The sequence below is a fragment of the Sphingomonas sp. genome (assembly GCF_029239295.1).
Taxonomy (GTDB): domain Bacteria; phylum Pseudomonadota; class Alphaproteobacteria; order Sphingomonadales; family Sphingomonadaceae; genus Sphingomonas.
In genome coordinates this window covers 86,301-107,651 of record NZ_JAQZBC010000001.1, presented here as the reverse complement: position 1 = coordinate 107,651, position 21,351 = coordinate 86,301, and the positions used below count along the sequence as shown (strand labels likewise).

25 protein-coding genes are annotated in these 21,351 nt (G+C 65.4%); 15 read left to right on the top strand and 10 right to left on the bottom strand.

Annotated features, from left to right (window positions below; genetic code table 11):
- Window positions 1–77: 77 nt before the first annotated feature.
- Window positions 78–1,118: a phosphotransferase family protein gene (locus K0S66_RS00545; RefSeq protein ID WP_301073122.1), complete on the top strand. Its 1,041-nt coding sequence runs from the start codon at window positions 78–80 to the stop codon at window positions 1,116–1,118.
- 4 nt (window positions 1,119–1,122) lie between these two features.
- Window positions 1,123–2,262 carry an epoxide hydrolase family protein gene (locus tag K0S66_RS00540; RefSeq protein ID WP_301073121.1) on the top strand — a complete coding sequence of 380 codons (1,140 nt, stop codon included), beginning with the start codon at window positions 1,123–1,125 and terminating at the stop codon, window positions 2,260–2,262.
- A gap of 57 nt (window positions 2,263–2,319) precedes the next feature.
- On the opposite strand, the gene gatB is transcribed toward K0S66_RS00540, so the two are convergent.
- The 3 genes from gatB to gatC form a co-directional block, all read right to left on the bottom strand.
- Window positions 2,320–3,783 (bottom strand): Asp-tRNA(Asn)/Glu-tRNA(Gln) amidotransferase subunit GatB, encoded by a 1,464-nt coding sequence (gatB, locus tag K0S66_RS00535; RefSeq protein ID WP_301073120.1) that lies wholly within the window; start codon window positions 3,781–3,783, stop codon window positions 2,320–2,322.
- A 27-nt stretch (window positions 3,784–3,810) separates the two neighbouring features.
- Window positions 3,811–5,295, bottom strand: coding sequence for an Asp-tRNA(Asn)/Glu-tRNA(Gln) amidotransferase subunit GatA (gene gatA, locus K0S66_RS00530; RefSeq protein WP_301073119.1), 1,485 nt, complete (start codon window positions 5,293–5,295; stop codon window positions 3,811–3,813).
- A gap of 79 nt (window positions 5,296–5,374) precedes the next feature.
- Window positions 5,375–5,677 (bottom strand): Asp-tRNA(Asn)/Glu-tRNA(Gln) amidotransferase subunit GatC, encoded by a 303-nt coding sequence (gene gatC, locus K0S66_RS00525; RefSeq protein WP_301073118.1) that lies wholly within the window; start codon window positions 5,675–5,677, stop codon window positions 5,375–5,377.
- 135 nt (window positions 5,678–5,812) lie between these two features.
- Between gatC and K0S66_RS00520 the strand changes: the two genes are divergently transcribed.
- The 4 genes from K0S66_RS00520 to K0S66_RS00505 all read left to right on the top strand — a co-directional run bounded on the left by K0S66_RS00520 (window position 5,813) and on the right by K0S66_RS00505 (window position 9,644).
- Window positions 5,813–6,913 (top strand): DUF3089 domain-containing protein, encoded by a 1,101-nt coding sequence (locus K0S66_RS00520; protein WP_301073117.1) that lies wholly within the window; start codon window positions 5,813–5,815, stop codon window positions 6,911–6,913.
- Window positions 6,910–7,365, top strand: coding sequence for a Holliday junction resolvase RuvX (gene ruvX, locus K0S66_RS00515; RefSeq protein WP_301073116.1), 456 nt, complete (start codon window positions 6,910–6,912; stop codon window positions 7,363–7,365). The genes K0S66_RS00520 and ruvX overlap by 4 nt, the downstream gene beginning before the upstream one ends.
- Window positions 7,366–7,437: 72 nt before the next feature.
- Window positions 7,438–8,427, top strand: a complete 990-nt coding sequence (locus K0S66_RS00510; protein ID WP_301073115.1) for an aspartate carbamoyltransferase catalytic subunit — start codon at window positions 7,438–7,440, stop codon at window positions 8,425–8,427.
- The gene (locus K0S66_RS00505; RefSeq protein ID WP_301073114.1) at window positions 8,424–9,644 is read left to right on the top strand and encodes a dihydroorotase; all 1,221 of its coding nucleotides are present in this window, start codon (window positions 8,424–8,426) and stop codon (window positions 9,642–9,644) included. Before K0S66_RS00510 ends, K0S66_RS00505 begins: the two co-directional genes overlap by 4 nt.
- 40 nt (window positions 9,645–9,684) lie before the next feature.
- Here K0S66_RS00505 and K0S66_RS00500 read toward each other — a convergent pair whose 3' ends face one another.
- Window positions 9,685–11,004 (bottom strand): SPOR domain-containing protein, encoded by a 1,320-nt coding sequence (locus K0S66_RS00500; RefSeq protein WP_301073113.1) that lies wholly within the window; start codon window positions 11,002–11,004, stop codon window positions 9,685–9,687.
- A gap of 287 nt (window positions 11,005–11,291) precedes the next feature.
- On the opposite strand from K0S66_RS00500, the gene K0S66_RS00495 reads away from it, so the two are divergent.
- Window positions 11,292–12,290, top strand: coding sequence for an SPOR domain-containing protein (locus tag K0S66_RS00495; protein WP_301073112.1), 999 nt, complete (start codon window positions 11,292–11,294; stop codon window positions 12,288–12,290).
- 49 nt (window positions 12,291–12,339) lie between these two features.
- Here the strand turns inward: K0S66_RS00495 and K0S66_RS00490 are convergent, their stop codons facing one another.
- Window positions 12,340–12,561 (bottom strand): hypothetical protein, encoded by a 222-nt coding sequence (locus tag K0S66_RS00490; RefSeq protein ID WP_301073111.1) that lies wholly within the window; start codon window positions 12,559–12,561, stop codon window positions 12,340–12,342.
- A 104-nt stretch (window positions 12,562–12,665) separates the two neighbouring features.
- Between K0S66_RS00490 and K0S66_RS00485 the strand changes: the two genes are divergently transcribed.
- The 3 genes from K0S66_RS00485 to K0S66_RS00475 all read left to right on the top strand — a co-directional run bounded on the left by K0S66_RS00485 (window position 12,666) and on the right by K0S66_RS00475 (window position 14,941).
- Window positions 12,666–13,406, top strand: coding sequence for a hypothetical protein (locus K0S66_RS00485; protein ID WP_301073110.1), 741 nt, complete (start codon window positions 12,666–12,668; stop codon window positions 13,404–13,406).
- A gap of 72 nt (window positions 13,407–13,478) precedes the next feature.
- Window positions 13,479–13,856: a fluoride efflux transporter CrcB gene (crcB, locus tag K0S66_RS00480; RefSeq protein ID WP_301073109.1), complete on the top strand. Its 378-nt coding sequence runs from the start codon at window positions 13,479–13,481 to the stop codon at window positions 13,854–13,856.
- A complete protein-coding gene (locus K0S66_RS00475; protein WP_301073107.1) occupies window positions 13,853–14,941 on the top strand; it encodes an RluA family pseudouridine synthase in 1,089 nt (362 codons plus the stop codon). The genes crcB and K0S66_RS00475 overlap by 4 nt, the downstream gene beginning before the upstream one ends.
- Before the next feature lie 59 nt (window positions 14,942–15,000).
- On the opposite strand, the gene K0S66_RS00470 is transcribed toward K0S66_RS00475, so the two are convergent.
- Window positions 15,001–15,213 carry a hypothetical protein gene (locus K0S66_RS00470; RefSeq protein WP_301073106.1) on the bottom strand — a complete coding sequence of 71 codons (213 nt, stop codon included), beginning with the start codon at window positions 15,211–15,213 and terminating at the stop codon, window positions 15,001–15,003.
- A gap of 182 nt (window positions 15,214–15,395) precedes the next feature.
- Here K0S66_RS00470 and K0S66_RS00465 point away from each other — a divergent pair, with 182 nt between their 5' ends.
- Both K0S66_RS00465 and K0S66_RS00460 read left to right on the top strand, forming a co-directional pair.
- A complete protein-coding gene (locus K0S66_RS00465) occupies window positions 15,396–15,608 on the top strand; it encodes a hypothetical protein (RefSeq protein ID WP_301073105.1) in 213 nt (70 codons plus the stop codon).
- Window positions 15,605–16,288, top strand: coding sequence for an ATP12 family protein (locus tag K0S66_RS00460; RefSeq protein ID WP_301073104.1), 684 nt, complete (start codon window positions 15,605–15,607; stop codon window positions 16,286–16,288). Before K0S66_RS00465 ends, K0S66_RS00460 begins: the two co-directional genes overlap by 4 nt.
- Here K0S66_RS00460 and gmk read toward each other — a convergent pair.
- The 4 genes from gmk to K0S66_RS00440 all read right to left on the bottom strand — a co-directional run bounded on the left by gmk (window position 16,277) and on the right by K0S66_RS00440 (window position 19,357).
- A complete protein-coding gene (gene gmk, locus K0S66_RS00455; RefSeq protein WP_301073102.1) occupies window positions 16,277–16,945 on the bottom strand; it encodes a guanylate kinase in 669 nt (222 codons plus the stop codon). The two genes, K0S66_RS00460 and gmk, sit on opposite strands and share 12 nt — an antisense overlap.
- A 138-nt stretch (window positions 16,946–17,083) precedes the next feature.
- Window positions 17,084–17,299 carry a hypothetical protein gene (locus K0S66_RS00450; RefSeq protein WP_301073101.1) on the bottom strand — a complete coding sequence of 72 codons (216 nt, stop codon included), beginning with the start codon at window positions 17,297–17,299 and terminating at the stop codon, window positions 17,084–17,086.
- 45 nt (window positions 17,300–17,344) lie between these two features.
- Complete coding sequence (gene fumC / locus K0S66_RS00445; RefSeq protein WP_301073100.1) at window positions 17,345–18,736, bottom strand: class II fumarate hydratase; 1,392 nt, start codon at window positions 18,734–18,736, stop codon at window positions 17,345–17,347.
- A gap of 135 nt (window positions 18,737–18,871) precedes the next feature.
- A complete protein-coding gene (locus K0S66_RS00440) occupies window positions 18,872–19,357 on the bottom strand; it encodes a ClpXP protease specificity-enhancing factor SspB (RefSeq protein ID WP_301073099.1) in 486 nt (161 codons plus the stop codon).
- A gap of 73 nt (window positions 19,358–19,430) precedes the next feature.
- Between K0S66_RS00440 and hisB the strand changes: the two genes are divergently transcribed.
- Genes hisB through hisA form a run of 3 tightly spaced genes read left to right on the top strand, consistent with a single transcriptional unit; the run spans window position 19,431 to window position 21,351 of the window.
- Entirely contained in the window at window positions 19,431–20,018 is a 588-nt protein-coding gene (gene hisB, locus K0S66_RS00435) for an imidazoleglycerol-phosphate dehydratase HisB (RefSeq protein WP_301073098.1), read from the top strand.
- Window positions 20,015–20,620 (top strand): imidazole glycerol phosphate synthase subunit HisH, encoded by a 606-nt coding sequence (gene hisH / locus K0S66_RS00430; RefSeq protein WP_301073097.1) that lies wholly within the window; start codon window positions 20,015–20,017, stop codon window positions 20,618–20,620. Before hisB ends, hisH begins: the two co-directional genes overlap by 4 nt.
- Complete coding sequence (gene hisA / locus K0S66_RS00425) at window positions 20,617–21,351, top strand: 1-(5-phosphoribosyl)-5-[(5-phosphoribosylamino)methylideneamino]imidazole-4-carboxamide isomerase (RefSeq protein WP_301073096.1); 735 nt, start codon at window positions 20,617–20,619, stop codon at window positions 21,349–21,351. Before hisH ends, hisA begins: the two co-directional genes overlap by 4 nt.

Genomic DNA, 21,351 nt, shown 5'->3' with positions numbered 1-21,351 from the left:
GTGAAGCGACGCAGAATGCGCGCGAGGGAGAGGTTGATGCGGCTGTTTTCAACGCCTGGATTGCTGGCGGCGCGTGCATGACGGGGGCACGGCTGACAGAAGTGTCCCCCCGCCACCAATTCGATGAGGATAGACTAGCGGCCTGGCTCGACCGCCATGTTGAGGGCTTCGGCCGCGACATGCGGGTGCAACAGTTCGTCGGCGGTGCATCCAACCCCACGTTCATGCTGTCGACCGACGCTGGCGACTACGTCCTGCGCAAGAAGCCGCCGGGACAGCTGTTGGCGAGCGCGCATCAGGTCGATCGTGAGTATCGCGCGATGGCGGCACTGCGGGATACGGATGTCCCCGTCCCCGTCATGCGCGCGCTGTGCGAGGATCCGGACGTGATCGGCACCGCCTTCTACGTGATGGATTATCTGGAAGGCCGCATCTTCCGCGATGCCACTCTCCCTGATCTAACGCCGGCGGAGCGGTCTGCGGTTTATGACCAGCTCAATCAAACACTCGCGGCGCTTCACCAGGTTGATCACCGCGCCGTTGGGCTGGAGGATTATGGCCGCCCGACCGGCTATTTCGATCGTCAGATCGCACGGTGGATCAAGCAGTATCGCGGCGCCGAGACCCAGCCGATCCCCGCGATGGAGGCGTTGATTGCGGAACTGCCAGCGCGCGTTCCAAAGGATGAGGCGGTCAGCATCGCCCACGGCGACTACCGGCTGGAAAATGTCATGTTCCACCCGACTGAGCCGCGCCTCATCGCGGTGCTCGACTGGGAATTGTCGACGATCGGGCATCCGCTCGCTGATCTCGGCTACAATTGCTTCATGTGGCATTCCACGTCGCCCAGCTGGGGCACATTGGACGGGGTCGACTTCGCCAGCAGCGGCATTCCGACCGAGGAGGAATATGTCGCCGCCTACAGCCGCCGGACGGGACGCGGCGACGCGATCGAGGATTGGAACTTCTATCTCGCCTTCGCGGTCTTCCGCTTGGCCTCGATTAGTCAGGGTGTTTACGCCCGTGCGCTGGCCGGCGTGACCCCCAACGCCGGAGAGGCCGTGAACGGAACTCCGATGCTGGCGGAACAGGCGCTAACCCTCCTGCGCCGCGGATGAACCGATGACTGAAACGATCACGCCCTTCACCCTGGCCATCCCGCAAGAGGATCTTGATGACCTCAAGGAACGCCTCGCGCGCACCCGCTGGCCGGAGCGCGAAACCGTGGATGCCTGGCAACAAGGCGTGCCGCTGGCGTCAGCCCGGGCGCTGGTGGATCATTGGGAGCACCGCTACGATTGGCGCCGGTGCGAGGCGGCGCTCAACGACGTGGGGCAGTTCACGACCGCCATCGACGGGCTGACGATCCATTTCCTTCACCGCCGTTCGCCGGAATCGGACGCAATGCCCCTGATCCTGACTCATGGCTGGCCGGGATCGGTGGTCGAGTTCCTGAAAGTGATCGGACCGCTCACCGATCCCGCGGCGCATGGCGGCGACCCGCGCGATGCCTTTCACGTCATCTGCCCATCGCTTCCCGGATACGGCTTTTCCGATCGCCCCGCCGACAAGGGATGGGGCGTCCCGCACATCGCCGCCGCCTGGATCACCCTCATGAAGCGGCTCGGCTATGCCCGCTTTGTCGCCCAGGGTGGAGACTGGGGATCGGCCGTGACGACCGCGATCGGTGCCAGCGGCGATCCGGCCGTGGCCGGCATTCACCTGAACATGGTGACTGTCCAGCCGACGCCGGAAGACGTCTACAGCGCCAATGAAGCGGAAAAGGCAGCGCTGGCCGACCTGAAGCGTCATGCGGACCAGGGCACCGGCTATTCGAAGCAGCAGTCCACGCGGCCCCAGACGCTTGGCTACAGCTTGGTCGATTCACCTGTCGGCCAGGCGATGTGGATCTATGAGAAGTTCCACGAATGGACCGATTGCGGCGGCGTGCCGGAGAACGCCCTGACCAGGGACGAGATGCTCGACGACATCATGCTGTACTGGCTGACCGGCACCGGCGCCTCATCGGCACGGCTGTACTGGGAGAGCTTCGGCGCATTCGGCGGGCAGAAGGTCACGGTTCCTACCGGATGCAGCATCTTCCCCAAGGAGATCCTTCGTCCTTCCCGCCGCTGGGCAGAGCGAACCTACAGCAACATCATCCACTGGAACGAGCTGGATAGGGGCGGGCATTTCGCCGCGTTCGAACAGCCCGAACTGTTCGTGGAAGAGGTGCGCGCGACCTTCCGCTCGCTGCGCTGATAGCGGTGTGCCGCCGACGGGCGTGTCACTCCGACCCACGCCGGAGTGACACGCGGATCAGCCTAGCGCCTTCTTCAGCAGCTCGTTGACCACGCCCGGATTGGCCTTGCCCCCCATCGCTTTCATCGTCTGACCGACGAAGAAACCGAACAGCGCGACCTTGCCGGCGCGATACTGCTCCAGCTGATTTGGGTTCTTGGCCAGCACCTCGGCAATTACCGCTTCGATCGCCCCGGTGTCGCTCGTCTGCTTCAGACCCCGCTCCTCGACGATCTTGCCCGGAGCGTCGCCCGTTTCCAGCATTACCTCGAACACCTGCTTCGCGAGGCTGCCAGACAGCGTGCCGTCAGCGACAAGTGCCAGCAGCTCAGCCGCCTGCCCCGGGGTCACAGGCGATTCGGTGATATCCTTGCCGATGCGGTTCAGCGCGCCGAACAATTCACCCGCCACCCAATTTGATGCGGCGACCGGCGCCGCGCCGGCCTCCAGCAATGCATCGAACCAGCGCGCCGTCTCGACCTCTGCGGTCAGCACGTCCGCATTGTACGGCGTGATCCCCGCTGCCTCATACCGCTTGCGCTTCGCGTCAGGCAGTTCGGGCAGCGACGCGCGGCATTCCTCGAGGAATGCGTCATCCAGTTCCAGCGGCAGCAGGTCCGGATCCGGGAAATAGCGATAATCGTGCGCGTCTTCCTTCGACCGCATTGAGCGCGTCGTTCCGGTGTCCGCGTTGAACAGCCGCGTTTCCTGAACGATCTTTCCGCCGCTCTCCAGCACGTCGACCTGGCGGTTCGCCTCATGCTCGATCGCCGCCATCACGAAGCGCACCGAGTTCACGTTTTTCGTCTCGGTCCGTGTGCCGAACTCGTCGCCCGGCCGGCGAACGCTGACGTTGACGTCGGCGCGCATGGACCCTTCCTCCATGTTGCCGTCGCAGCTGCCGACATAACGCAGGATCGCACGGAGCTTGCGCAGATACGCGCCCGCTTCCGAGGGCGAACGCATGTCCGGACGGCTGACGATCTCCATCAGCGCCACGCCGGAGCGGTTGAGATCGACATAGGAGCGCGTCGGATGCTGATCATGCATCAGCTTGCCGGCGTCCTGCTCAACGTGGATGCGCTCCACACCGATCGTCTTTACTGTCTCACCATCCTCGATCTCGATCGAGCCTTCCCCGACAAGCGGATGATAAAGCTGCGAAATCTGATAGCCCTGCGGCAGATCGGCGTAGAAATAGTTCTTGCGGTCGAACCGTGACCATTTGTTGATCTGCGCATCGATCGCCATGCCGGTGCGCACCGCCTGGCGGATGCACTCGCGGTTCGGCACCGGCAGCATGCCAGGCATCGCCGCGTCGATCAGGCTCACTTGCGTATTGGGCTCCGCGCCGAACGCGGTCGCCGCGCCTGAGAACAGCTTGGCGTTGGAGGTCACCTGTGCGTGCACTTCAAGGCCGATCACGACCTCCCAGTCGCCGGTGGCACCCTTGATGCGATATGGTGCGGTTGCGTCAGCCATTGGCCTGATTCCCGAATTCAAACGTCATTACCACCACGCCTGCGGCCGAGCCGCAAAGCCCGCGCGTTCCTCGAGCGCGAGTGCGGCGTTCAGCACGCCCTGCTCGTCCAGCGCCTTGCCGATCACCTGCAGCCCGAGCGGCAGGCCCTTGCGATCCAGACCGCCCGGCACGCTCATCGCCGGCAGCCCGGCAAGGCTCGACGGCACGGTGAACACGTCGTTGAGGTACATCGCCAGCGGATCAGCGCTCTTCTCGCCCAGCGCGAACGCCGCCGATGGCGCGGTCGGGGTCAGCAGCACGTCGCAGCTTTCCCAGGCCTTCTCGAAGTCCCGCGCGATCAGCGTGCGGACCTTCGATGCCTGCGTGAAATAGGCGTCGTAGAAGCCGGCTGAGAGCACATAGGTGCCAATCAGGATACGGCGCTTCACCTCGTCGCCGAAGCCGGCAGCGCGCGTCGCCGCATACATTTCCTGCAGGTTCGCGCCCTCGGGCAAGTCGCGCAAGCCATAACGCACGCCATCATAGCGGGCGAGGTTTGACGACGCCTCGGCAGGCGCGATGATGTAATAGGCGGGCAGCGCATATTTGGTGTGCGGCAGCGACACCTCGACGATTTCCGCGCCCGCATCCTTCATCCACGCGATGCCCTGCTGCCAGAGCGCCTCGATCTCCTCGGGCATGTTGTCGACGCGATATTCGCGCGGGATACCGACCCGCTTTCCCGCCATGTTGGCGTTGAGCGACTGCTCCCACTGGGGCACCGGCAGGTCGAGCGACGTCGCGTCCTTTGCGTCGAAGCCGCTCATCGCCTCAAGCATGATCGCGCAATCGCGCACGTCGCGCGCCATCGGGCCTGCCTGATCGAGCGACGAGGCGAAGGCGATCGTGCCCCAGCGTGAGCAGCGGCCATAGGTTGGCTTGATGCCGGATATACCAGTGAATGCCGCCGGCTGACGGATCGAGCCCCCCGTATCTGTGCCCGTCGCGCCCGGGCAAAGCCGAGCCGCCACGGCGGAGGACGATCCACCCGACGAGCCACCCGGCGCCAGCGGCGCGGTGCTGCCGTCGTTACTACGCCACGGCGAAATCACATTACCGAAAGCGCTGGTCTCGTTGGACGAGCCCATGGCGAACTGATCCATGTTCAGCTTGCCGAGCATCCCGGCGCCGGCATCCCACAGCTTCTGCGACACGGTGGACTCATACTGCGGCTTGAAGCCTTCCAGTATGTGGCTGGCTGCCGTGGTCGTCACGCCCTTGGTGCAGAACAGGTCCTTCATGCCGATCGGCACGCCAGCCAGCGGCTTCAGCTCCTCGCCTGCTGCGCGCGCCGCATCGGCGGCGTCGGCCGCGGCCAGCGCATGATCAGGCGTCTCGACCAGAAATGCGTTCAGCGGCTTCGCGCGGCTGACCGCGTCGTTGAAGGCAGTGGCGACTTCGCGCGCCGAAAACGTACCGGTACGCACGCCGTCGCGAATGTCGCGAATGCCAAGATCTGTGAGGTCAGTCATCAAAGCACCGTCACGCCGACGATCGCCGGCTGTTCAAGGAAAAGGAGCGCCATCGGGCGCTGCACGATGGACGCGGCGATCATTCGATCACCTTGGGCACGGTGAAGAAGCCATGCTCCGCCTGTGGCGCATTGGCGAGTACCGCGTCGCGGATCCCGCCGCCGGTCAGCGGATCGGCATTCACCACGTCGTCGCGCAAGCGCAGCGTGTTGGGGATCACGGCGGTCATTGGCGCGACGCCGCTCGTATCCACCTCACCCAGTTGCTCGATCCAGCCCAGGATGTTGTTCAGCTCGGGCACGAGCCGCTCGGCGGCGGCATCGTCGATCGCGATGCGCGCAAGGCTCGCGACCTTCTTCACGGTGACAGTATCTACGGACATGGCGCCCGCTACCATCGCGGCGGGGCGAAGCGCAATGGTCGGGAAAGCGTATGCGCGATCGATGGGTACCGCGTTGGCGACCCCTCCCGGACGGTCAAAGTTGCACGCCCGCCGCGACTGGGGCAGGCGGCGCGCATGGCTCGCAAGTTCCTCTATGTCATGGCGGCGTTGATCGCGCTGATCATCGTTTTTCAGATCACCTGGAATTTCTACGGCACCGATCTGATCCGCTGGTATTACAAGCCGAAGGTTGCGTTCGAACAGCAGCCGGCACTGACCGTCAACAGCTATGATCGTACTGACATGTGGCTAGCGCGGCCCGACATCGCCGGCAATCCCGCCTTGTGGACCCCAGCGGGGTACAAGCCACGCGCGGCGCCCGGTGGTTCGGCAGTCTTCTTCATTCACCCGACCTCTTATCTCAACGCCGACCATTGGAACGCGCCGCTGGATGATGAGGAGGCGAACGCCCGCGCCGCCCTTTTCCTTCGTGGCCAGGCGAGCGCGTTCAATGAAGTGGGAGAGATCTGGGCGCCGCGCTATCGCCAGGCGACCTTCGGCTCATTCCTGACTGATGCCGCCGATGCTCGTCGCGCCCTCGAGCTGGCGTATGGCGACGTGCAGGAGGCGTTTGCCGCGTTCCTGAAGGAAGTCGGCCCCGATCGGCCGATCATCCTCGCTGGCCATAGCCAGGGCGCCTTGCACCTGACGCATCTGCTGAAGGATCAGGTCGCCGGTACGCCGCTCGCCCGCCGCGTTGTCGCGGCCTATGTTGTCGGCTGGCCGATCAGCCGCAACAACGATCTCGCGGCACTCGGCCTCCCCGAATGCACCCGCGCCGATCAGCGCGGCTGCCTTCTTTCGTGGGAGAGCTTTGCCGAGCCGGCCGACCCGGCGCTGGTAATCGACACCTATGACAGCACGACCGGCTTCGACGGTCAGCCGCGACGCGGCAGCGACCTTGTCTGCACCAACCCGTTGACCGGAACAGCGAACGCCGCGGCACCGGCTAGCGCGAACGCCGGCACGCTCTTCCCGACCGAGGATCTGGCCAGCGCGACGATCCAGGCCGGCAAGGTACCGGCCCGGTGCGGAGAGCGCGGGCTGCTCCTGATCGGCGAAGGACCGGACGTCGGTCCCTATGTCCTTCCGGGCAACAACTATCACGTTTATGATTATTCGCTCTTCTGGGCGAATGTCCGTGCGGACGCCGCACGGCGGGTGGCTGCACAATGATCACGCCAAACGCTGCCGATTTTCGCGAAGCACTCCCCACCGGCGGGCGGCTACTTGGGCTCGACCTCGGCACAAAGACGATCGGCACCGCCTTGTGCGACGCCGGCTGGAGCTTCGCCAGCCCCGCCACGTTGATCCGCCGCCGCAAGTTCACGCAAGACAAGGCCCTGTTGGCGGATCTCATCGCCGCGCAGAATGTGGCCGGGATCGTGCTTGGCCTGCCGCTCAATTTGGACGGTAGCGAAGGCCCGCGCAGCCAGTCGACCCGCGCGTTTGCGCGCAACATCACCGATCTCGGACCGATCCTGTTGTGGGACGAGCGCTGGTCCACCGTCGCGGTGGAACGCGTCATGATCGAGCAGGACATGAGCCGCGCCAAACGCGCCGAACGGATCGACTCGCTCGCAGCGGCCCATATTCTCCAAGCCGCAATCGATGCGCTGACCATCTGACACCACCGCTCGTTATCCTACGGGACAGCGCGGCTTGCCCTCCGCTCGCGCCATGATTATCCGGCGCCTTTGATGCAAATGTCGGACCACCGCCCCGCCTCTCTCATTGCCGGAGGCGACGTTTTCCCACACCGTCACCTCACCGGGATCGAGGGTCTTCAGCCACACGAGATCAGCTTCCTGCTCGACGAGGCGGAGGGCTGGATCACCGCCAACCGCGATCGTGCGGCGCCAGACAAGCGGCTCGCCGGTCTGACCCAAATCAACGCCTTCTTCGAAAACTCGACCCGGACGCTGCTCAGCTTCGAAATCGCCGGAAAGCGACTGGGGGCTGACGTCGTGAACATGCACGCCGCACAGTCGAGCGTGAAAAAGGGCGAAACCCTGATCGACACGGCGATGACGTTGAACGCCATGCGTGCGGATGTTCTCGTCATTCGCCACATGTCGTCGGGCGCGGTCCGGCTGATCGCGGACAAGGTGGATTGTCCGGTGCTGAATGCAGGGGACGGACGGCATGAACATCCGACCCAAGCGCTGCTCGATGCACTGACTATCCGGCGCCGCCGCGGCACGATCCACAATCAGCGAGTCGTGATTTGCGGCGACGTGCTGCACAGCCGGGTCGCCCGATCCAATATCCTCGCGCTCACCGCGCTGGCAGCGGAGGTGCGAGTATGCGCGCCGTCGACCCTGATGCCGCCCGCGATTGAGCGCATGGGCGTCACGCCTTTCACCGATTTCGACGCCGCGCTCGAAGGTGCCGACGTGGTGATGATGCTCCGCCTTCAGACGGAGCGTATGTCCGGCGGCTATGTGCCCTCCAGCCGCGAGTACCGCTTGCGGTACGGCCTCACGCCTGAACGGTTGGCGCGTGCGAAACCCGATGCGCTGGTCATGCACCCCGGGCCTATGAACCGAGGGGTGGAGATCGACTCGAGCGTAGCGGACCATCCAGAACGTTCTGCCATTACCGAACAGGTCGAGATGGGTGTTGCCGTCCGAATGGCCTGCCTCGATGTGCTGACCCGACGAGCGCGCGGCGTGGAGGGCTGGGCATGACCAACGCACTCCATTTCCGCAACGCTCGCATCCTCTGCGCACGCGATGGCGAACGTGGCGGCGACCTGTACGTGGCCGACGGCCGCATTATCGGCGAGGCAGTGAGCGGCGCGACCATCATCGACTGCGCGGGCAAGCTCCTCGCGCCGGCGATCGTCGATCTAGGCGTCGCCACGATCGATCGCGCCGCCTTTCGCGCCGGCGGCATCGTTCGTGTTGGGTTGCTGCCGGATCAGAGCCCAGTGCTTGACGAACCCGGCATCGTTCAGCGCTCCGCCTTGATCGGCCGACCCGATCTGTGGATCCACCCGATCGCTGCTGCCACCCGCGGGCTTGCCGGCACCGATCTCGCCGAAATGGCGATCTGCGTCTCGGCCGGAGCGCGCGCTGTCGGCACGGGGCGGCAGTGGATCGCCGACTCAGGGGTCATGGCCCGTGTCCTCGCTTATGCCCGCGATCTCGATCTCGTGGTGATCACTCATGCCGAGGATCACGGATTGGTTGGCGACGCGGTTGCCACCACTGGCGAGACGGCAACTCGCCTGGGCCTGCCAGCCGCGCCCTCGCTGGCCGAGCCACTCGCCATCGCGCGCGACCTGATGCTGGCGGAGGCAGCCGACGCGCGCATCCACATCCGCCAGGTCACCACTGCTGCCGGTTTCGACCTGATCCGCGCGGCCAAGCGGCGCGGCGTCCGCGTCACCTGTGGCATCACGCCCGCGCACCTCCTCCTTTCCGACATCGCGATGAGCGACTTCCGCACCTTTGCGCGCTTGTCCCCACCGCTCCGCTCGGAGGATGACCGCCGGGCCGCCCTCGCAGCGCTCGCAGACGGGACGATCGACGTTTTGTGCTCCGGCCACGACCCGCATGGTCCGGAGGAAAAGCGGCTGCCCTTCGCCGATTCCGTGGCCGGCGCGGCTGGCGCCGCAACCTTGCTGGCGCTTGCCCTCGGACTGGTCCTGGACGAGCGGCTGCCGCTGGAACGTCTGCCCGCACTGTTGTCGCGCAATCCCGCAGCGATCCTGGGTGTGGAGAGCGGTATCCTGGCGGAAGGCGACCAGGCCGACCTGATGCTCGTCGATCCCGATGCACCGTGGCAGGTCAATGCCGACACGCTGCCCGGAATGGCCGGTAACACGCCGTTCGACGGCCTGCCGGTGCAGGGTCGCGTGCTCCGGCTGTTCAAGGGCGGCCGGGAGATCCCAGCCACCTGATCATCGTGCCGGCGTCGCTTATCGACCCGGCATGATCGGCTCAGCGAACGGCGAGTTGGACCTTGGCCGGCTTCACCCAGGACGCGGTCTGGTCGCCCGCGCCGGTCCGCACGAAGCAGCGGCCACCCGTGGCGCGATAGCCGCGGCACATCGACTCTGCGTCGTTGCGGCTGAACCCGCCGACGGAGAGACGATAGAACGACTTGAACGCCATTCCGGTCGGTGTCTGCTCGGCAAGCGCTGGGTAGCGCCGCTGGGCCCGCTGCCACGCGTCCTTCGCCACCCCCGCGGAATCAAAGGCGCCAAGCTGAACGTACCAGTCGCCCTTCGCCCGCTCGCGCGGTGAAGACACGCTCGTCGCCGACGCCAAGCGGGTCTTGGCCACGGCCGCGGCAGGAGTCGGGGGTGCACGCCCAGCTGGCAGCGACTGTACGACTTCCTGGCGCGCCGCAAACACGATCCGGCTGCCGCTGGCGGACGTGTCCGTCGCTGCAACAGGTACCTGAGGAGCGACCTGCGCCACCTCGACGGGCTGCTCGGCGGGTACGCCGGGTGCGGTTGTTTCGGGGTTCATCGCAGCCGGCTGCACGGCAGCCAGCGCGGTCACCGGCACGGTGGCATTCAGCGCGAGGGCCACCGGAAGCCCCGGATCCTTGACGGGGATCACACCCAATAGTGCCGATACCTGGTCAGCTGCGCCCGTCGGCTTGGCGAACGTGGCCCATTCCAGCATGCGGGCGTCCGCCGCCTGCGGGGCCATGTCGATCCCGGCGATCTGTCGTGCCTCCGCCCAGCGGCCGGCGAGCGCCAGGACGAGTGCAAAATTCTGCCGCGTTGTAGCCGTAGCATCGGGTGCGCGCGCGGCGCCCATCAGGAGCTCGGCGCCCGATGCCGGATCGCCCGCGAGCGCGGTCGCGAGCCCACGGTCGGCGGCGGGAACGATGGCGGCATGTTCTTCCAGCAGCGTCCGCGCCTCGTCCCACTGCCCTTCCGCGATCATCGCCAGCGCCAGGTTGAGCGCGGCCTTCCCGTTGGTTGGCGCGAGCTGGAGCACATCGGCGTACGCCTCATGCGCCGACGTGAAGCGCCCAGCCTTGAGGTAGGACGCGCCCAGCAGCGCACGAAGCTCGGCATCGCGCGGCATGGCCGCCACAGCTGCCTCGGCAAAGGTGATCGCTCTCGCCGCGTCGCCCTTTGCCAGCGCCTGCTGCGCCTTTGCCGCATTGCTCGCCGCCGACGCCGCCAGCTTCGCCTCGCTGCGGGTGCTCGCGGTGGAAATCCCGCCCTGTGCGCATCCCACCACGGTTCCGCCGAGCATCAACGCGGACAGGCTTAGCCCAGCAATCGCGCGCTTCTTCATGTCTCAGTCCCCGAACGATCTTTGTCTCAGGCACCAGCGTTGCACCGCTGCGCGCATCCGCCCCTCTCGGGAAATGCGGCGCCCCGCCCGAAGACGTCAGTGCCCCGATGGACGTGCCACCTTGCGCATGAAGGTGTGCCCCTTTGGGTCTAAGGAATGGTAAATGGCGGCTCACTTTCGCTGGCAAAGGGTTATTGAAGCAGTAACCTTATGGGGTCAGATCGCTGCTCCAGCTTGTCAGCGGAACCGTGAACTTGGGGGTTCGATCAATGCGAAATGCCTGCCTGTTGTTGCCCGTTGCCGCACTTGTGTCGGCCCTGCCGGCTGGCGCCGACGTGAAGCAGGGCGTGGATGCCTGGACGCGCGGCGACTACAAGGCTGCTGTGCAGACCTGGCGCCCACTCGCCGTATCCGGTGATGCGGACGCGCAGTTCAACCTGGGGCAGGCGTATAAGCTGGGCCGCGGTGTCCAGGCCGATCTTCCCGCTGCCGTCGAATGGTTCCGCAAGGCCGCCGTTCAGGGCCATGCCCAGGCAATCGACAATTACGGCCTCGCGCTGTTCCAGGAAGGCAAGAAGACGGAGGCGCTGCCGTGGCTGGAGAAATCCGTCGCCCGCGGCGAGAAGCGCGCCCAGCTTGTCCTCGGCACCATGCTGTTCAATGCGGACGGCGTGCCGCGCGACTGGACCCGCGCCTATGCGCTCGTCACTCGATCCTCGCAGCAGGGCCTGCCGCAAGCCTCGCAGACGCTGGCGCAGATGGATCAATATATCCCGGAGGCACAGCGCCAGCAGGGCCTGACGCTCGCCCGCAAATATGAGACCGAAGCCCGTGCACTCGCCGCGACGCTGCCACCCGCCCGTCCCGCCGGCGCGACGGTCGATTCAGCGCCGCCACGGGCCAGCGCCGCCGCCGCTGCTTCACCGCCACGCACCAGCGTGACGACGAATGCACCAGCCGTCGCTACCCGGGCGCCGGCGGCAGCAACGCCGGTAACCACCAGCGCACCGGCCTCGGTCACGCCCCAGCCCGCCCGTGCCGTCCCCACGGCGACGCCCCGACCCGCCGCGGGCGGTGGAAGCTGGCGCATTCAGCTCGGCGCCTTCCGTGACGAGGCGAATGCCCGCAATCTTTGGTCAAAGGTGGGGAACCGAACCGGCGGTAGCCCCAGCTATGTCAAGGCAGGCACCATCACCCGGCTGCAGGCCACCGGCTTTACATCACGCACGGCCGCGCAGGCGGCCTGTTCAAAGGCTGGCGTCAGCTGCGTGGTGGTTGCGCCCTGACACGCGGGCGCAGGACCTAGCTGAATGCCAAGGCTGGCGCTGGCGGGATTCAGATGATCCCGCCGCCCAGCATCAGGCGAAGTGCGAAGATCACCACTAGGATGATGTTGAGGTTCCGGCCGCCGTTGGTCGACGACAATGCGCCAACGGCGATGCCGACGATCCCGATCGGGATCACGAGCCAGTTCAACCAACCAAGCAACGGCATGAACGCCACGATTCCCAGCAAGAGGGTGACGAGGCCGATAAGAATCGAAGCGATATTGAGCATGCCGATGACATGGTGGCATCCGCGGCGTGTTGCAAGCATAAGACACGTGGGCCGTACCGTTCCTTAAGGATGCGCTGCTAGCCACAACGGCTGATGGAGAAGCGATGATGAAGACGATCGGCTATGTCGGGGCAGCGGCCGCGCTGGCACTCGCAGCGTGCGGGAAGCCAGCGTCAGACCAGGCTGCGCTCGCCGATCTCGACAACAGCCTCGCCACGATGAACGATGCCGCGAGCGTCAATGATCCCGTGCTTCAGGGCGCCTTGCGGGACCCGATCATGGTAGACCCGAAGCTGCTGCAGCAGGCCAATGCGAATACCGTCCGGCCGCCGATGCAGCCTGGGTCGGGCGCCCTCCCGCCGGAAGGTATCGCGGGCGCGGTGCAAAAGCAGGCCACAGGCGCGCTACGATCCGCCCCAGCCCCTACCGGCGCCTGCAAACAATGCGCCGCGGCCCGGAAAGCGCTCACACTGGGGGCGCTCGCGCAAAGCCAGGGCGCATCCGCTCAATGCGTGACCAACGTGGCCTATTCAGCCGATTGGGCGAACCGCCTGCCGCGGGGCGTGCCGCTTTACCCCGATGCGCAGATTGCCGAGGCAGCCGGCGCGGATCGCGACGGCTGCGCGCTGCGAGTCGTCAGCTTTGCCAGCGCCGCGCCAATGCAGCGATTGCTGGACTGGTACTATACCCGCACCTCGGAAGCGGGCTTCCGCTCCGAACATCAGGTGGACGGCGGGGAGCATGTGCTTGCCGGGACGAAGAAGGGTGCGGCCTTCTTCCTGATCCTGAAACCGCGGCAGAACGGCGGCACCCAGGTTGATCTGATGGCCGACGGCGCGGGTTAATCCCGCAACGGCTGATCACCCAACGCGCGATCGTCGTTCCCCTTTTGGCGTTTTCGCTCTAGGGGCGGGCCGATGAACGGATTACTTTTGGTGATGGCCGGTGGTGCCGTCGGGGCTGGCATGCGCCACCTCGTCGGCCGCGCAGCGCTGGTCACGCTCGGCCACGGTTGGCCGTGGGGAACATTGATCGTCAACATCGCTGGTGGCTGCGCCATGGGCGTGCTGGCTGGAACGGTGGCGCGAATGAGCAGCGGTGCAGAACCCTGGCGGCTGTTGATCGGCGTTGGCGTACTTGGCGGATTTACCACCTTTTCGGCCTTCTCGCTCGACGCCATGCTGATGATCGAGCGGGGTGCATGGCTCCAGGCGCTGACCTACATCCTGCTGTCGGTCACCGGTTCGATCGCGGCGCTGGCGGCGGGTCTCGCTTTCTCGCGGGTGACGGCATGAGTGACAGTGTTCGCCAATTCACCGTTGACGCCGAAGATGACGGCATCCGGGTCGACCGCTGGTGCAAGCGGCATCTTCCCGACACCAGCTTCACGACGGTCGCCAAATGGGCACGTACGGGGCAGTTGCGCCTCGATGGCGCCCGTGTCGGTCCGGGCGATCGGGTATCAACCGGCCAGGTGCTCCGCCTCCCGCCGCCGGAGCCGGTGCGAGTCGACGTCAAGCCGAAGCGTGAACGTCCGCCGCTCAGCGACGATGAAATCGCCTTCGCGCGCGAAATGGTCATTCATCAGGATCCCGCTGCCTTCGTCCTGAACAAGCCGCCCGGGCTCGCCACGCAGGGCGGGACCAAGACGACCGCGCACGTCGATGGCCTGCTCGACGCGCTGCAGTATGATGCGGAAGGCCGGCCCAAGCTGGTCCACCGGCTCGACAAGGACACGTCGGGTGCGCTGCTCATCGCCCGGACCTCGCGCGCCGCCGCCTTCTTCTCCAAGGCATTTTCCAGTCGCTCGGCAAAGAAGGTTTATTGGGCGCTGGTCGTCGGCGTTCCGTCGATCGATGATGGCACGGTAGATCTCCCGATCGCCAAGCAGCCGGGCAGCGGCGGTGAGAAAATGCACGTCGACGAAGAAAACGGCCAGATCGCGCGCAGCCGCTATCGGGTGATCGAACGCGCGGGCAATCGCGCGTGCTGGGTGGAGCTTCAGCCCTTCACCGGCCGCACCCATCAGTTGCGCGTTCACATGGCGGCAATCGGCCATCCCATCGTCGGCGACGGCAAATACGGCGGCCCCGCAGCCTTTCTGACGGGTGGCATCAGCCGAAAGATGCACCTTCATGCGCGCCGCATCCGGGTGGATCATCCCGACGGCGGCGCGATCGACGTGACGGCAGAATTGCCGACGCATTTCGCTGAGAGCTTGGCCGGACTGGGCTTCGAAGAGGCCGCCGGCGACGCACTTCCGGCCGATACCAAGCCGCCGGAAACCCGCGACGACCGCAAGGCAAAGGCGCGCGCGCACGCCAAGCAGGTCCGCAAGGCCCGCCGCGGTGAGCGACGCGGACGGGGATCGCGCGAGTAATCGCGCGTTAGTTCAGCGGAAAATGATCGAAGCGCCGGGAGACTGCCTCCCGGCGCTAATCAGATCGTCAGGTTGAGCAGCGGCTCGCCAAGCGACAGGCTCACCACGTGTGCCGACAGGATCAGTGACGCGCCCGCGGTGATACCACACAGGACATACCCGACGTAGTTCAGCACGGGCGGGTTGGGGCGTCGCAGCTTTGCGTTGCGCGATGCGCCCGAAAAAATGAAGCTGACCAACAAACCGTAAATAAAGACTGCCGCGCCGACCATCGTCGTTCCGTTTCCAAGGCTCAGAAATATGAGGCCTGCCCCCCCGGGCCCGCTCTCGCTATTGCACCCCCGTAGAGCATAAAGATGACTTGTAACCAAGAGGTTGACGGCCGCTTGGTCCCGTTGCGGAACCAACTGGTCGCGACTGGCGCACGGGCACTGCATCGGCCATAGCTGCTGCCATGGCACGCGACCCTGCTCGAACACGCTGGCTGATCCTTTCGCTCACCCGCCTCGTCACCGCGATGGCGGCGGTTCTTGGCGTCATCCTTCTCGCGGAGGGTCCGGACACCGGACGCAAGGTGCTGGGCGGCGCGATCGTGCTGGCCGCGCTCTGGGCAATGGCCGTCGTGCCACGCGCCCTTGCGCGTCAATGGCGGAGCCCGACCGAGTGAAGCGTTTCTGGACTGACGTGACGATCGATGATGAGCGCGTGGTGCGGCTCGATGGCCGACCTGTGCGCACGCCCGGACGCGTGCCTCTAGCCCTGCCGTCACTCCCCCTGGCAGAGGCGGTTGCCGAGGAATGGCGATCCGTCATGGAGGAGATCGATCCGCGCACAATGCCACTCACCGGCCTCACCAACGCAGCGATTGACCGCGTCGCGCCAGCGCCCTCGGCCTTCGCCGCAGGGCTCGTCGCCTACGCCGAAACTGACCTGCTTTGTTACCGTGCCGAATCACCTGCCGAACTGATCCAGCGCGAGGCGGAGGCTTGGGATCCGCTGCTGGATTGGGCGCGCGCGCGTTACGATGTTCATTTCGAAGTGGTCAGCGGGCTCATGCACCGCCCTCAGCCGGAAGCCACCGTGGCTCGGCTCGCGGAGGCGGTCGCCAGTCGGGACGCCTTCTCGCTGGTGGCCTTGCAGCCAATCGTCACTATTTCGGGCACGCTGGTAGGCGCGCTCGCGGTGGCGGAGCAGTTCATCGACGCCGACACCCTATGGGAAGCCGCGACCGTGGATGAAACCTGGCAGGCGGAACAATGGGGTGTCGATCCGCTGGCCGTAGAGGCCAGCGCGATCCGCCGCCGCGATCTCGAGGCCGCGGTACGATTCCTGATGCTACTCGATTGAACCGCTCTTCTTCAGAAGGCTACGGATGAAGCCAATGATTCCGGTCTGACGAGAGCGCTTCAGCCGCTCTGCTGCCAGGATCATTCGCACGCATTCGAAACAATGTTCCAGGTCGTCGTTGACCAGGACATAATCGTAACCGTCCCAGTGGCTGACCTCGTTCGCCGCCCGCGACATGCGCGCGTCGATCACTTCCTGGCTATCAGTTGCGCGCTTCTGCAGCCGGTCTTGCAGGATCGCCATTGACGGCGGCAGGATGAAGACCCGGACCACATCGCCACCGGCCAGCTGATGCAATTGCTGGGCACCCTGCCAATCAATGTCGAACAGTATGTCCTTCCCCTCGCTCAACGTGTGGAACACGTCGGCCTTCGGCGTGCCGTACCGATTGTCGAATACGTGCGCCCATTCGAGGAATTCGTGATTGTTCGCCATGTCACGAAAGCGATCTAGCGAGACGAAATGATAGTCCTTGCCGTCCACTTCGCCCGGCCGCGGCGCGCGGGTCGTGTAGGAAACCGACATCGACAATTCCTGTTCGGCCGCCAACAGCTTCTTGGCTATTGTCGATTTTCCCGCCCCCGAAGGCGAGGACAGGACGAACAGGACACCGCGACGGCGGAAGCCATGCGGATCGGTCGGAGAGGATGCGGCCATGCGCGCTAGTGCCGTGCAGAGGACACGAGCGTCAAGGTTCCGCCCGCGTTATGCGCCGGAAAGAGGCTCGCCTAAAGCTGGCTGTTGCGATCTTGGTTGGAACGGAGCGGACGGTCCATCCGTCCGCTCCTTGTTTGTTCAACGCACCGGACGACCCGCCATGCCCTTTGCAGCCTTGCGACGGTCATACATCTTCTTCGCGACATAGCCGCCGCCAAGCAGGAGCCCCAACGGGCCACTGCGCGTCGCCATGCGCGCCGCCAGCGCGCCCACCGCAGCACCCTTCAGCCCACCGCGGCCGTCCCGACGATCGATTTCCTTGCCGACAAGTGCGCCTACGATGGTGCGAAGCATGGATGTTCCTTTCTCTACTTGGCTCGCTAAGCGCGCCGCAGCGGTTCAGGTTCCCAGCATCGCCTCCGGACGGACCACCCGATCGAATATCTCACCCTCAACCAGGCCCAGCGCCAGCCCGGCCTCGCGCAGCGTCAGCCCTTCCGCATGGGCGTGCTTGGCGATCTTCGCCGCATTGTCATAGCCGATCTCAGGCGCCAGCGCCGTCACCAGCATCAGCGAACGGCCGACCAGATCGGCGATCTGGCGCTCGTTGGCCACCATCCCTTCGACGCATCGTTCAGCGAAGCTGGTCATGCCCACCGCGAGCAGGTGGATCGATCGGAGTACATTGGCGCCGATCAGCGGCATGAAGACGTTCAGTTCGAAATGCCCCTGCATCCCGCCGACGGTCACCGCCTGATGATTCCCGATCACCTGCGCGGCCACCATGGTGAGCGATTCGCATTGCGTGGGGTTCACCTTGCCCGGCATGATGGAGCTGCCCGGTTCGTTCGCCGGCAGGGACAGTTCGCCCAGCCCGGACCGCGGCCCCGAAGCGAGGAGCCGGATGTCGTTGGCGATCTTGTTGAGCGCTACCGCCAGCGTGTTTAGCGCGCCGGAGAAGAAGACAAGGCCATCCTTGGCGGCAAGCTGCTCGAACTTGTTCGGAGCGCTTTCGAATGGCCAGCCCGCGATGTCGCTGATCGCGGCGGTCATGTCGGTCGCCCACCCTCCCGGCGCATTCAGTCCTGTGCCGACAGCCGTGCCGCCAATCGCCAGCTTGCGAATATCGCGGTGCAACGCATCCTCGATCCGGCCGCGGCAACTGGCAAGCTGCGCTGCATAGCCGGAAAACTCCTGCCCCAGGGTTAGCGGGGTGGCGTCCTGCGTATGCGTCCGGCCGATCTTCACGATGTTGGCCCACGCCCTGGCCTTCGCATCCAGCGCGGCATGAAGCGTGTCGAGCGCAGGAAGCAGCGCGTCACGCGTCGCGAGCGCGGTCGCGACATGCAGCGCCGTCGGAAAGCTGTCGTTGGACGATTGACTCATGTTGACGTGATCATTCGGATGTACCGGCGACTTGCCGCCCCGCGTGCCGGTCAGCACCTCGTTGGCGCGGCCGGCGATCACTTCGTTCACGTTCATGTTAGTCTGGGTGCCGGACCCGGTCTGCCAAATGACCAGCGGAAACTGGTCGTCCAGCTTCCCCGCGACGATTTCCTGCGCGGCATCCTCGATCGCTTTGACGATGCCGGCATCCAGCCCATGCCGGGCGTTAACCCGCGCCGCCGCCTGCTTCACGATCGCCTGCGCATGAACGATCCCGATCGGCATCCGCTCCGTAAGTCCGAACGGAAAGTTCTCGATCGAACGCTGGGTTTGCGCGCCCCAATAAGCGGTAGCCGGCACCTCGATGCTGCCAATCGAATCGGTTTCGGTGCGCGTCGCGTTCATGCCCGGGCCTATCTGTTGTGACAGGCGGTATTTGGAGGCGCAGGGCACAGGTGCAAGGGCGCACGACCACCCTCCGGCGGTTCGCGTCCTCGGCTTCGAAGTGACACTGCCAGGACTGGCCCGGCAGCGACGCCACTACTTCTTGCGCTTGAAATCCACCGAAACGACGTTCGAACCGTCTTCGCTGGACGGCGTCGGCGGCCCGTCGTTTTCTGCCGGGTCGTGCGGCTCAGGGCCATCGCCCGGCCCTTCCTGCGCCTGGAACCGAAGCTCGAAATTGACGGCCGGATCATGAAATCCCGTGATCGCCGAATAAGGGATCACCAGTTTCGACGGCACCTGGTTGAAGCTGAGGCCGACGGAGAATCGCTCGGCATCGACCGTCAGGTCCCAATACCGGTTCTGCAGCACGATCGTCATTTCGTCGGGGAAACGCTCGATCAGCCGTTGCGGGATGTCGACGCCCGCCGCCTGGGTCTTGAACGTGATGTAGAAATGATGATCGCCCGGCAGGGTGCCGCCGGTTGCGACGGAGCCCAATACACGGCCGACAACGGCGCGCAGGGCCTCCTGCACGATCTCGTCGTAGGGAATCAGGCTGTCGGGTGCTTGGTCGTCCATTGGCACCATCGGTAACGGCGCGAACCGTACGGTCAAGATTGCATGGCGCGCCGGCTCCGCTATGTGCGCGCTCATGCGCACCGCGACGATCCGCCGTGACACCAGCGAAACCAAGATCGCGGTGACCGTTAACCTTGATGGCACGGGAACCTACCGTGTGTCGACCGGCGTCGGTTTCTTCGACCATATGCTGGAGCAGCTGTCGCGCCATTCGCTCGTCGATCTCGATGTCGAGACCAAGGGCGATCTCCACATCGACCAGCATCACACCGTGGAGGATACGGCGATCGCTATCGGCGAGGCGCTGGCCCAGGCGCTCGGCGATAAGCGCGGCATCCGGCGGTACGGCGACGCCCTGTCGCCGATGGATGAGACGCTGACGCGCGTCGCGCTCGACATCTCCGGCCGCCCCTGGCTCGTGTGGAAGACAGAGTTCAGCCAGAAGCGGCTCGGCGAGATGGACACCGAGATGTTCAAACACTGGTTCCACAGCTTCGCCCAGGCCGCCGGCATCACGCTCCATGTCGAGACGCTGCACGGCGAGAACAATCATCACATCGCAGAAAGCGCTTTCAAGGGTCTTGCCCGGGCCCTGCGACAAGCGATCGAGATCGACCCGCGCAAGGCCGATTCGATCCCGTCGACCAAGGGCGTCTTGTGACACTGGCACTGGTCGACATTCTGTCCGGGAATCTGCACTCGGTCGAAAATGCTTTGCGTGCGGCCGGCGCAACGGAAGTGACCGTCACCGCCGACCCCGACGTGATTGCCCGCGCCGACCGCATCGTGCTGCCGGGTGTCGGCGCATTTGGCGCCTGCGCGGCCAACCTTCGTGCCGTGGATGGGCTCGAATCGGCACTGCGAGCCCGTGTGCTTGATCAGGGCGCGCCCTTCCTCGGGATCTGCGTCGGCATGCAACTGCTGGCGGAATGCGGCGAGGAGATGGGGCAGCACCGCGGCCTCGGGTGGTTTGCGGGCAGCGTCCGGCGCCTGGATCCGGCGGGTACCGACGCGAAGGTACCGCATATGGGCTGGAACGATGTGGTGCCGACCGGCGAGCATCCTCTGGTTGTCCCAGGCGAGGCCTATTTCCTGCATAGCTTCGCTTATGAGGGTGATGGCGTGATCGCGCAGACCGACCATGCCGGCGCGGTCACGGCCGCGATCGGCCGTGACACCATCGTCGGCGTTCAATTTCATCCCGAGAAGAGCCAGCGCTACGGCCTCGATCTTCTCGCCCGCTTTCTGGAGTGGCGTCCTTGAGCCTTATCGTTTTTCCCGCCATCGATCTGAAGGCGGGCCAGGTCGTTCGCCTTGCCGAAGGCGATATGGACCGTGCGACCGTCTATGGCGATGATCCTGCGGCGCAGGCGATGCTGTTTGCCGATGCCGGCGCCGGCCATCTTCATGTCGTCGATCTTGACGGCGCCTTCGCCGGTGAAAGCCGCAATGGCGACGCGGTGCGCGCCATCGTCAGCCGGTTCCCCGGTCATGTGCAGCTCGGCGGCGGCATTCGCACACCGGAAAGCGTGGAGGCCTGGTTCAATGCTGGCGTTGCGCGCGTGGTGATCGGCACCGCTGCGCTCGAAAATCCAGAGTTCGTCCGTGACATGGCCGCCGCCTTCCCCGGCGGCATCGTCGTTGCCGTCGACGCCCGAGACGGCATGGTGGCGACCAAGGGCTGGGCGGACGTGTCGACCACCTCCGCCACCGATCTGGCGCGGCAGTTCGAGGATGCGGGGGTGGCCGCGCTCCTGTTTACCGATGTCGGGCGCGACGGGTTGCTGAAGGGCTGCAATGTCGAGGCGACGGTGGATCTCGCCCGCTCCGTGTCGATCCCGGTTATCGCCAGCGGCGGCGTCGCGGGCATTTCGGATATCCATGTGCTGGCACTCCACGCCCGCGATGGGGTGGAAGGCGTCATCACTGGCCGCGCACTGTACGATGGCCGGCTCGATCTCGCCGCCGCCCTGAACGTCGCTGCGGCGGCCTGA

Coding starts and splice junctions, on each gene's coding strand:
- K0S66_RS00545 (WP_301073122.1), top strand. CDS start 78: ATGACGGGGGCACGGCTGACAGAAGTGTCCCCCCGCCACCAATTCGAT.
- K0S66_RS00540 (WP_301073121.1), top strand. CDS start 1,123: ATGACTGAAACGATCACGCCCTTCACCCTGGCCATCCCGCAAGAGGAT.
- gatB (WP_301073120.1), bottom strand. CDS start 3,783: ATGGCTGACGCAACCGCACCATATCGCATCAAGGGTGCCACCGGCGAC.
- gatA (WP_301073119.1), bottom strand. CDS start 5,295: ATGACTGACCTCACAGATCTTGGCATTCGCGACATTCGCGACGGCGTG.
- gatC (WP_301073118.1), bottom strand. CDS start 5,677: ATGTCCGTAGATACTGTCACCGTGAAGAAGGTCGCGAGCCTTGCGCGC.
- K0S66_RS00520 (WP_301073117.1), top strand. CDS start 5,813: ATGGCTCGCAAGTTCCTCTATGTCATGGCGGCGTTGATCGCGCTGATC.
- ruvX (WP_301073116.1), top strand. CDS start 6,910: ATGATCACGCCAAACGCTGCCGATTTTCGCGAAGCACTCCCCACCGGC.
- K0S66_RS00510 (WP_301073115.1), top strand. CDS start 7,438: ATGCAAATGTCGGACCACCGCCCCGCCTCTCTCATTGCCGGAGGCGAC.
- K0S66_RS00505 (WP_301073114.1), top strand. CDS start 8,424: ATGACCAACGCACTCCATTTCCGCAACGCTCGCATCCTCTGCGCACGC.
- K0S66_RS00500 (WP_301073113.1), bottom strand. CDS start 11,004: ATGAAGAAGCGCGCGATTGCTGGGCTAAGCCTGTCCGCGTTGATGCTC.
- K0S66_RS00490 (WP_301073111.1), bottom strand. CDS start 12,561: ATGCTCAATATCGCTTCGATTCTTATCGGCCTCGTCACCCTCTTGCTG.
- K0S66_RS00485 (WP_301073110.1), top strand. CDS start 12,666: ATGATGAAGACGATCGGCTATGTCGGGGCAGCGGCCGCGCTGGCACTC.
- crcB (WP_301073109.1), top strand. CDS start 13,479: ATGAACGGATTACTTTTGGTGATGGCCGGTGGTGCCGTCGGGGCTGGC.
- K0S66_RS00475 (WP_301073107.1), top strand. CDS start 13,853: ATGAGTGACAGTGTTCGCCAATTCACCGTTGACGCCGAAGATGACGGC.
- K0S66_RS00470 (WP_301073106.1), bottom strand. CDS start 15,213: ATGGTCGGCGCGGCAGTCTTTATTTACGGTTTGTTGGTCAGCTTCATT.
- K0S66_RS00465 (WP_301073105.1), top strand. CDS start 15,396: ATGGCACGCGACCCTGCTCGAACACGCTGGCTGATCCTTTCGCTCACC.
- gmk (WP_301073102.1), bottom strand. CDS start 16,945: ATGGCCGCATCCTCTCCGACCGATCCGCATGGCTTCCGCCGTCGCGGT.
- K0S66_RS00450 (WP_301073101.1), bottom strand. CDS start 17,299: ATGCTTCGCACCATCGTAGGCGCACTTGTCGGCAAGGAAATCGATCGT.
- fumC (WP_301073100.1), bottom strand. CDS start 18,736: ATGAACGCGACGCGCACCGAAACCGATTCGATTGGCAGCATCGAGGTG.
- K0S66_RS00440 (WP_301073099.1), bottom strand. CDS start 19,357: ATGGACGACCAAGCACCCGACAGCCTGATTCCCTACGACGAGATCGTG.
- hisB (WP_301073098.1), top strand. CDS start 19,431: ATGCGCACCGCGACGATCCGCCGTGACACCAGCGAAACCAAGATCGCG.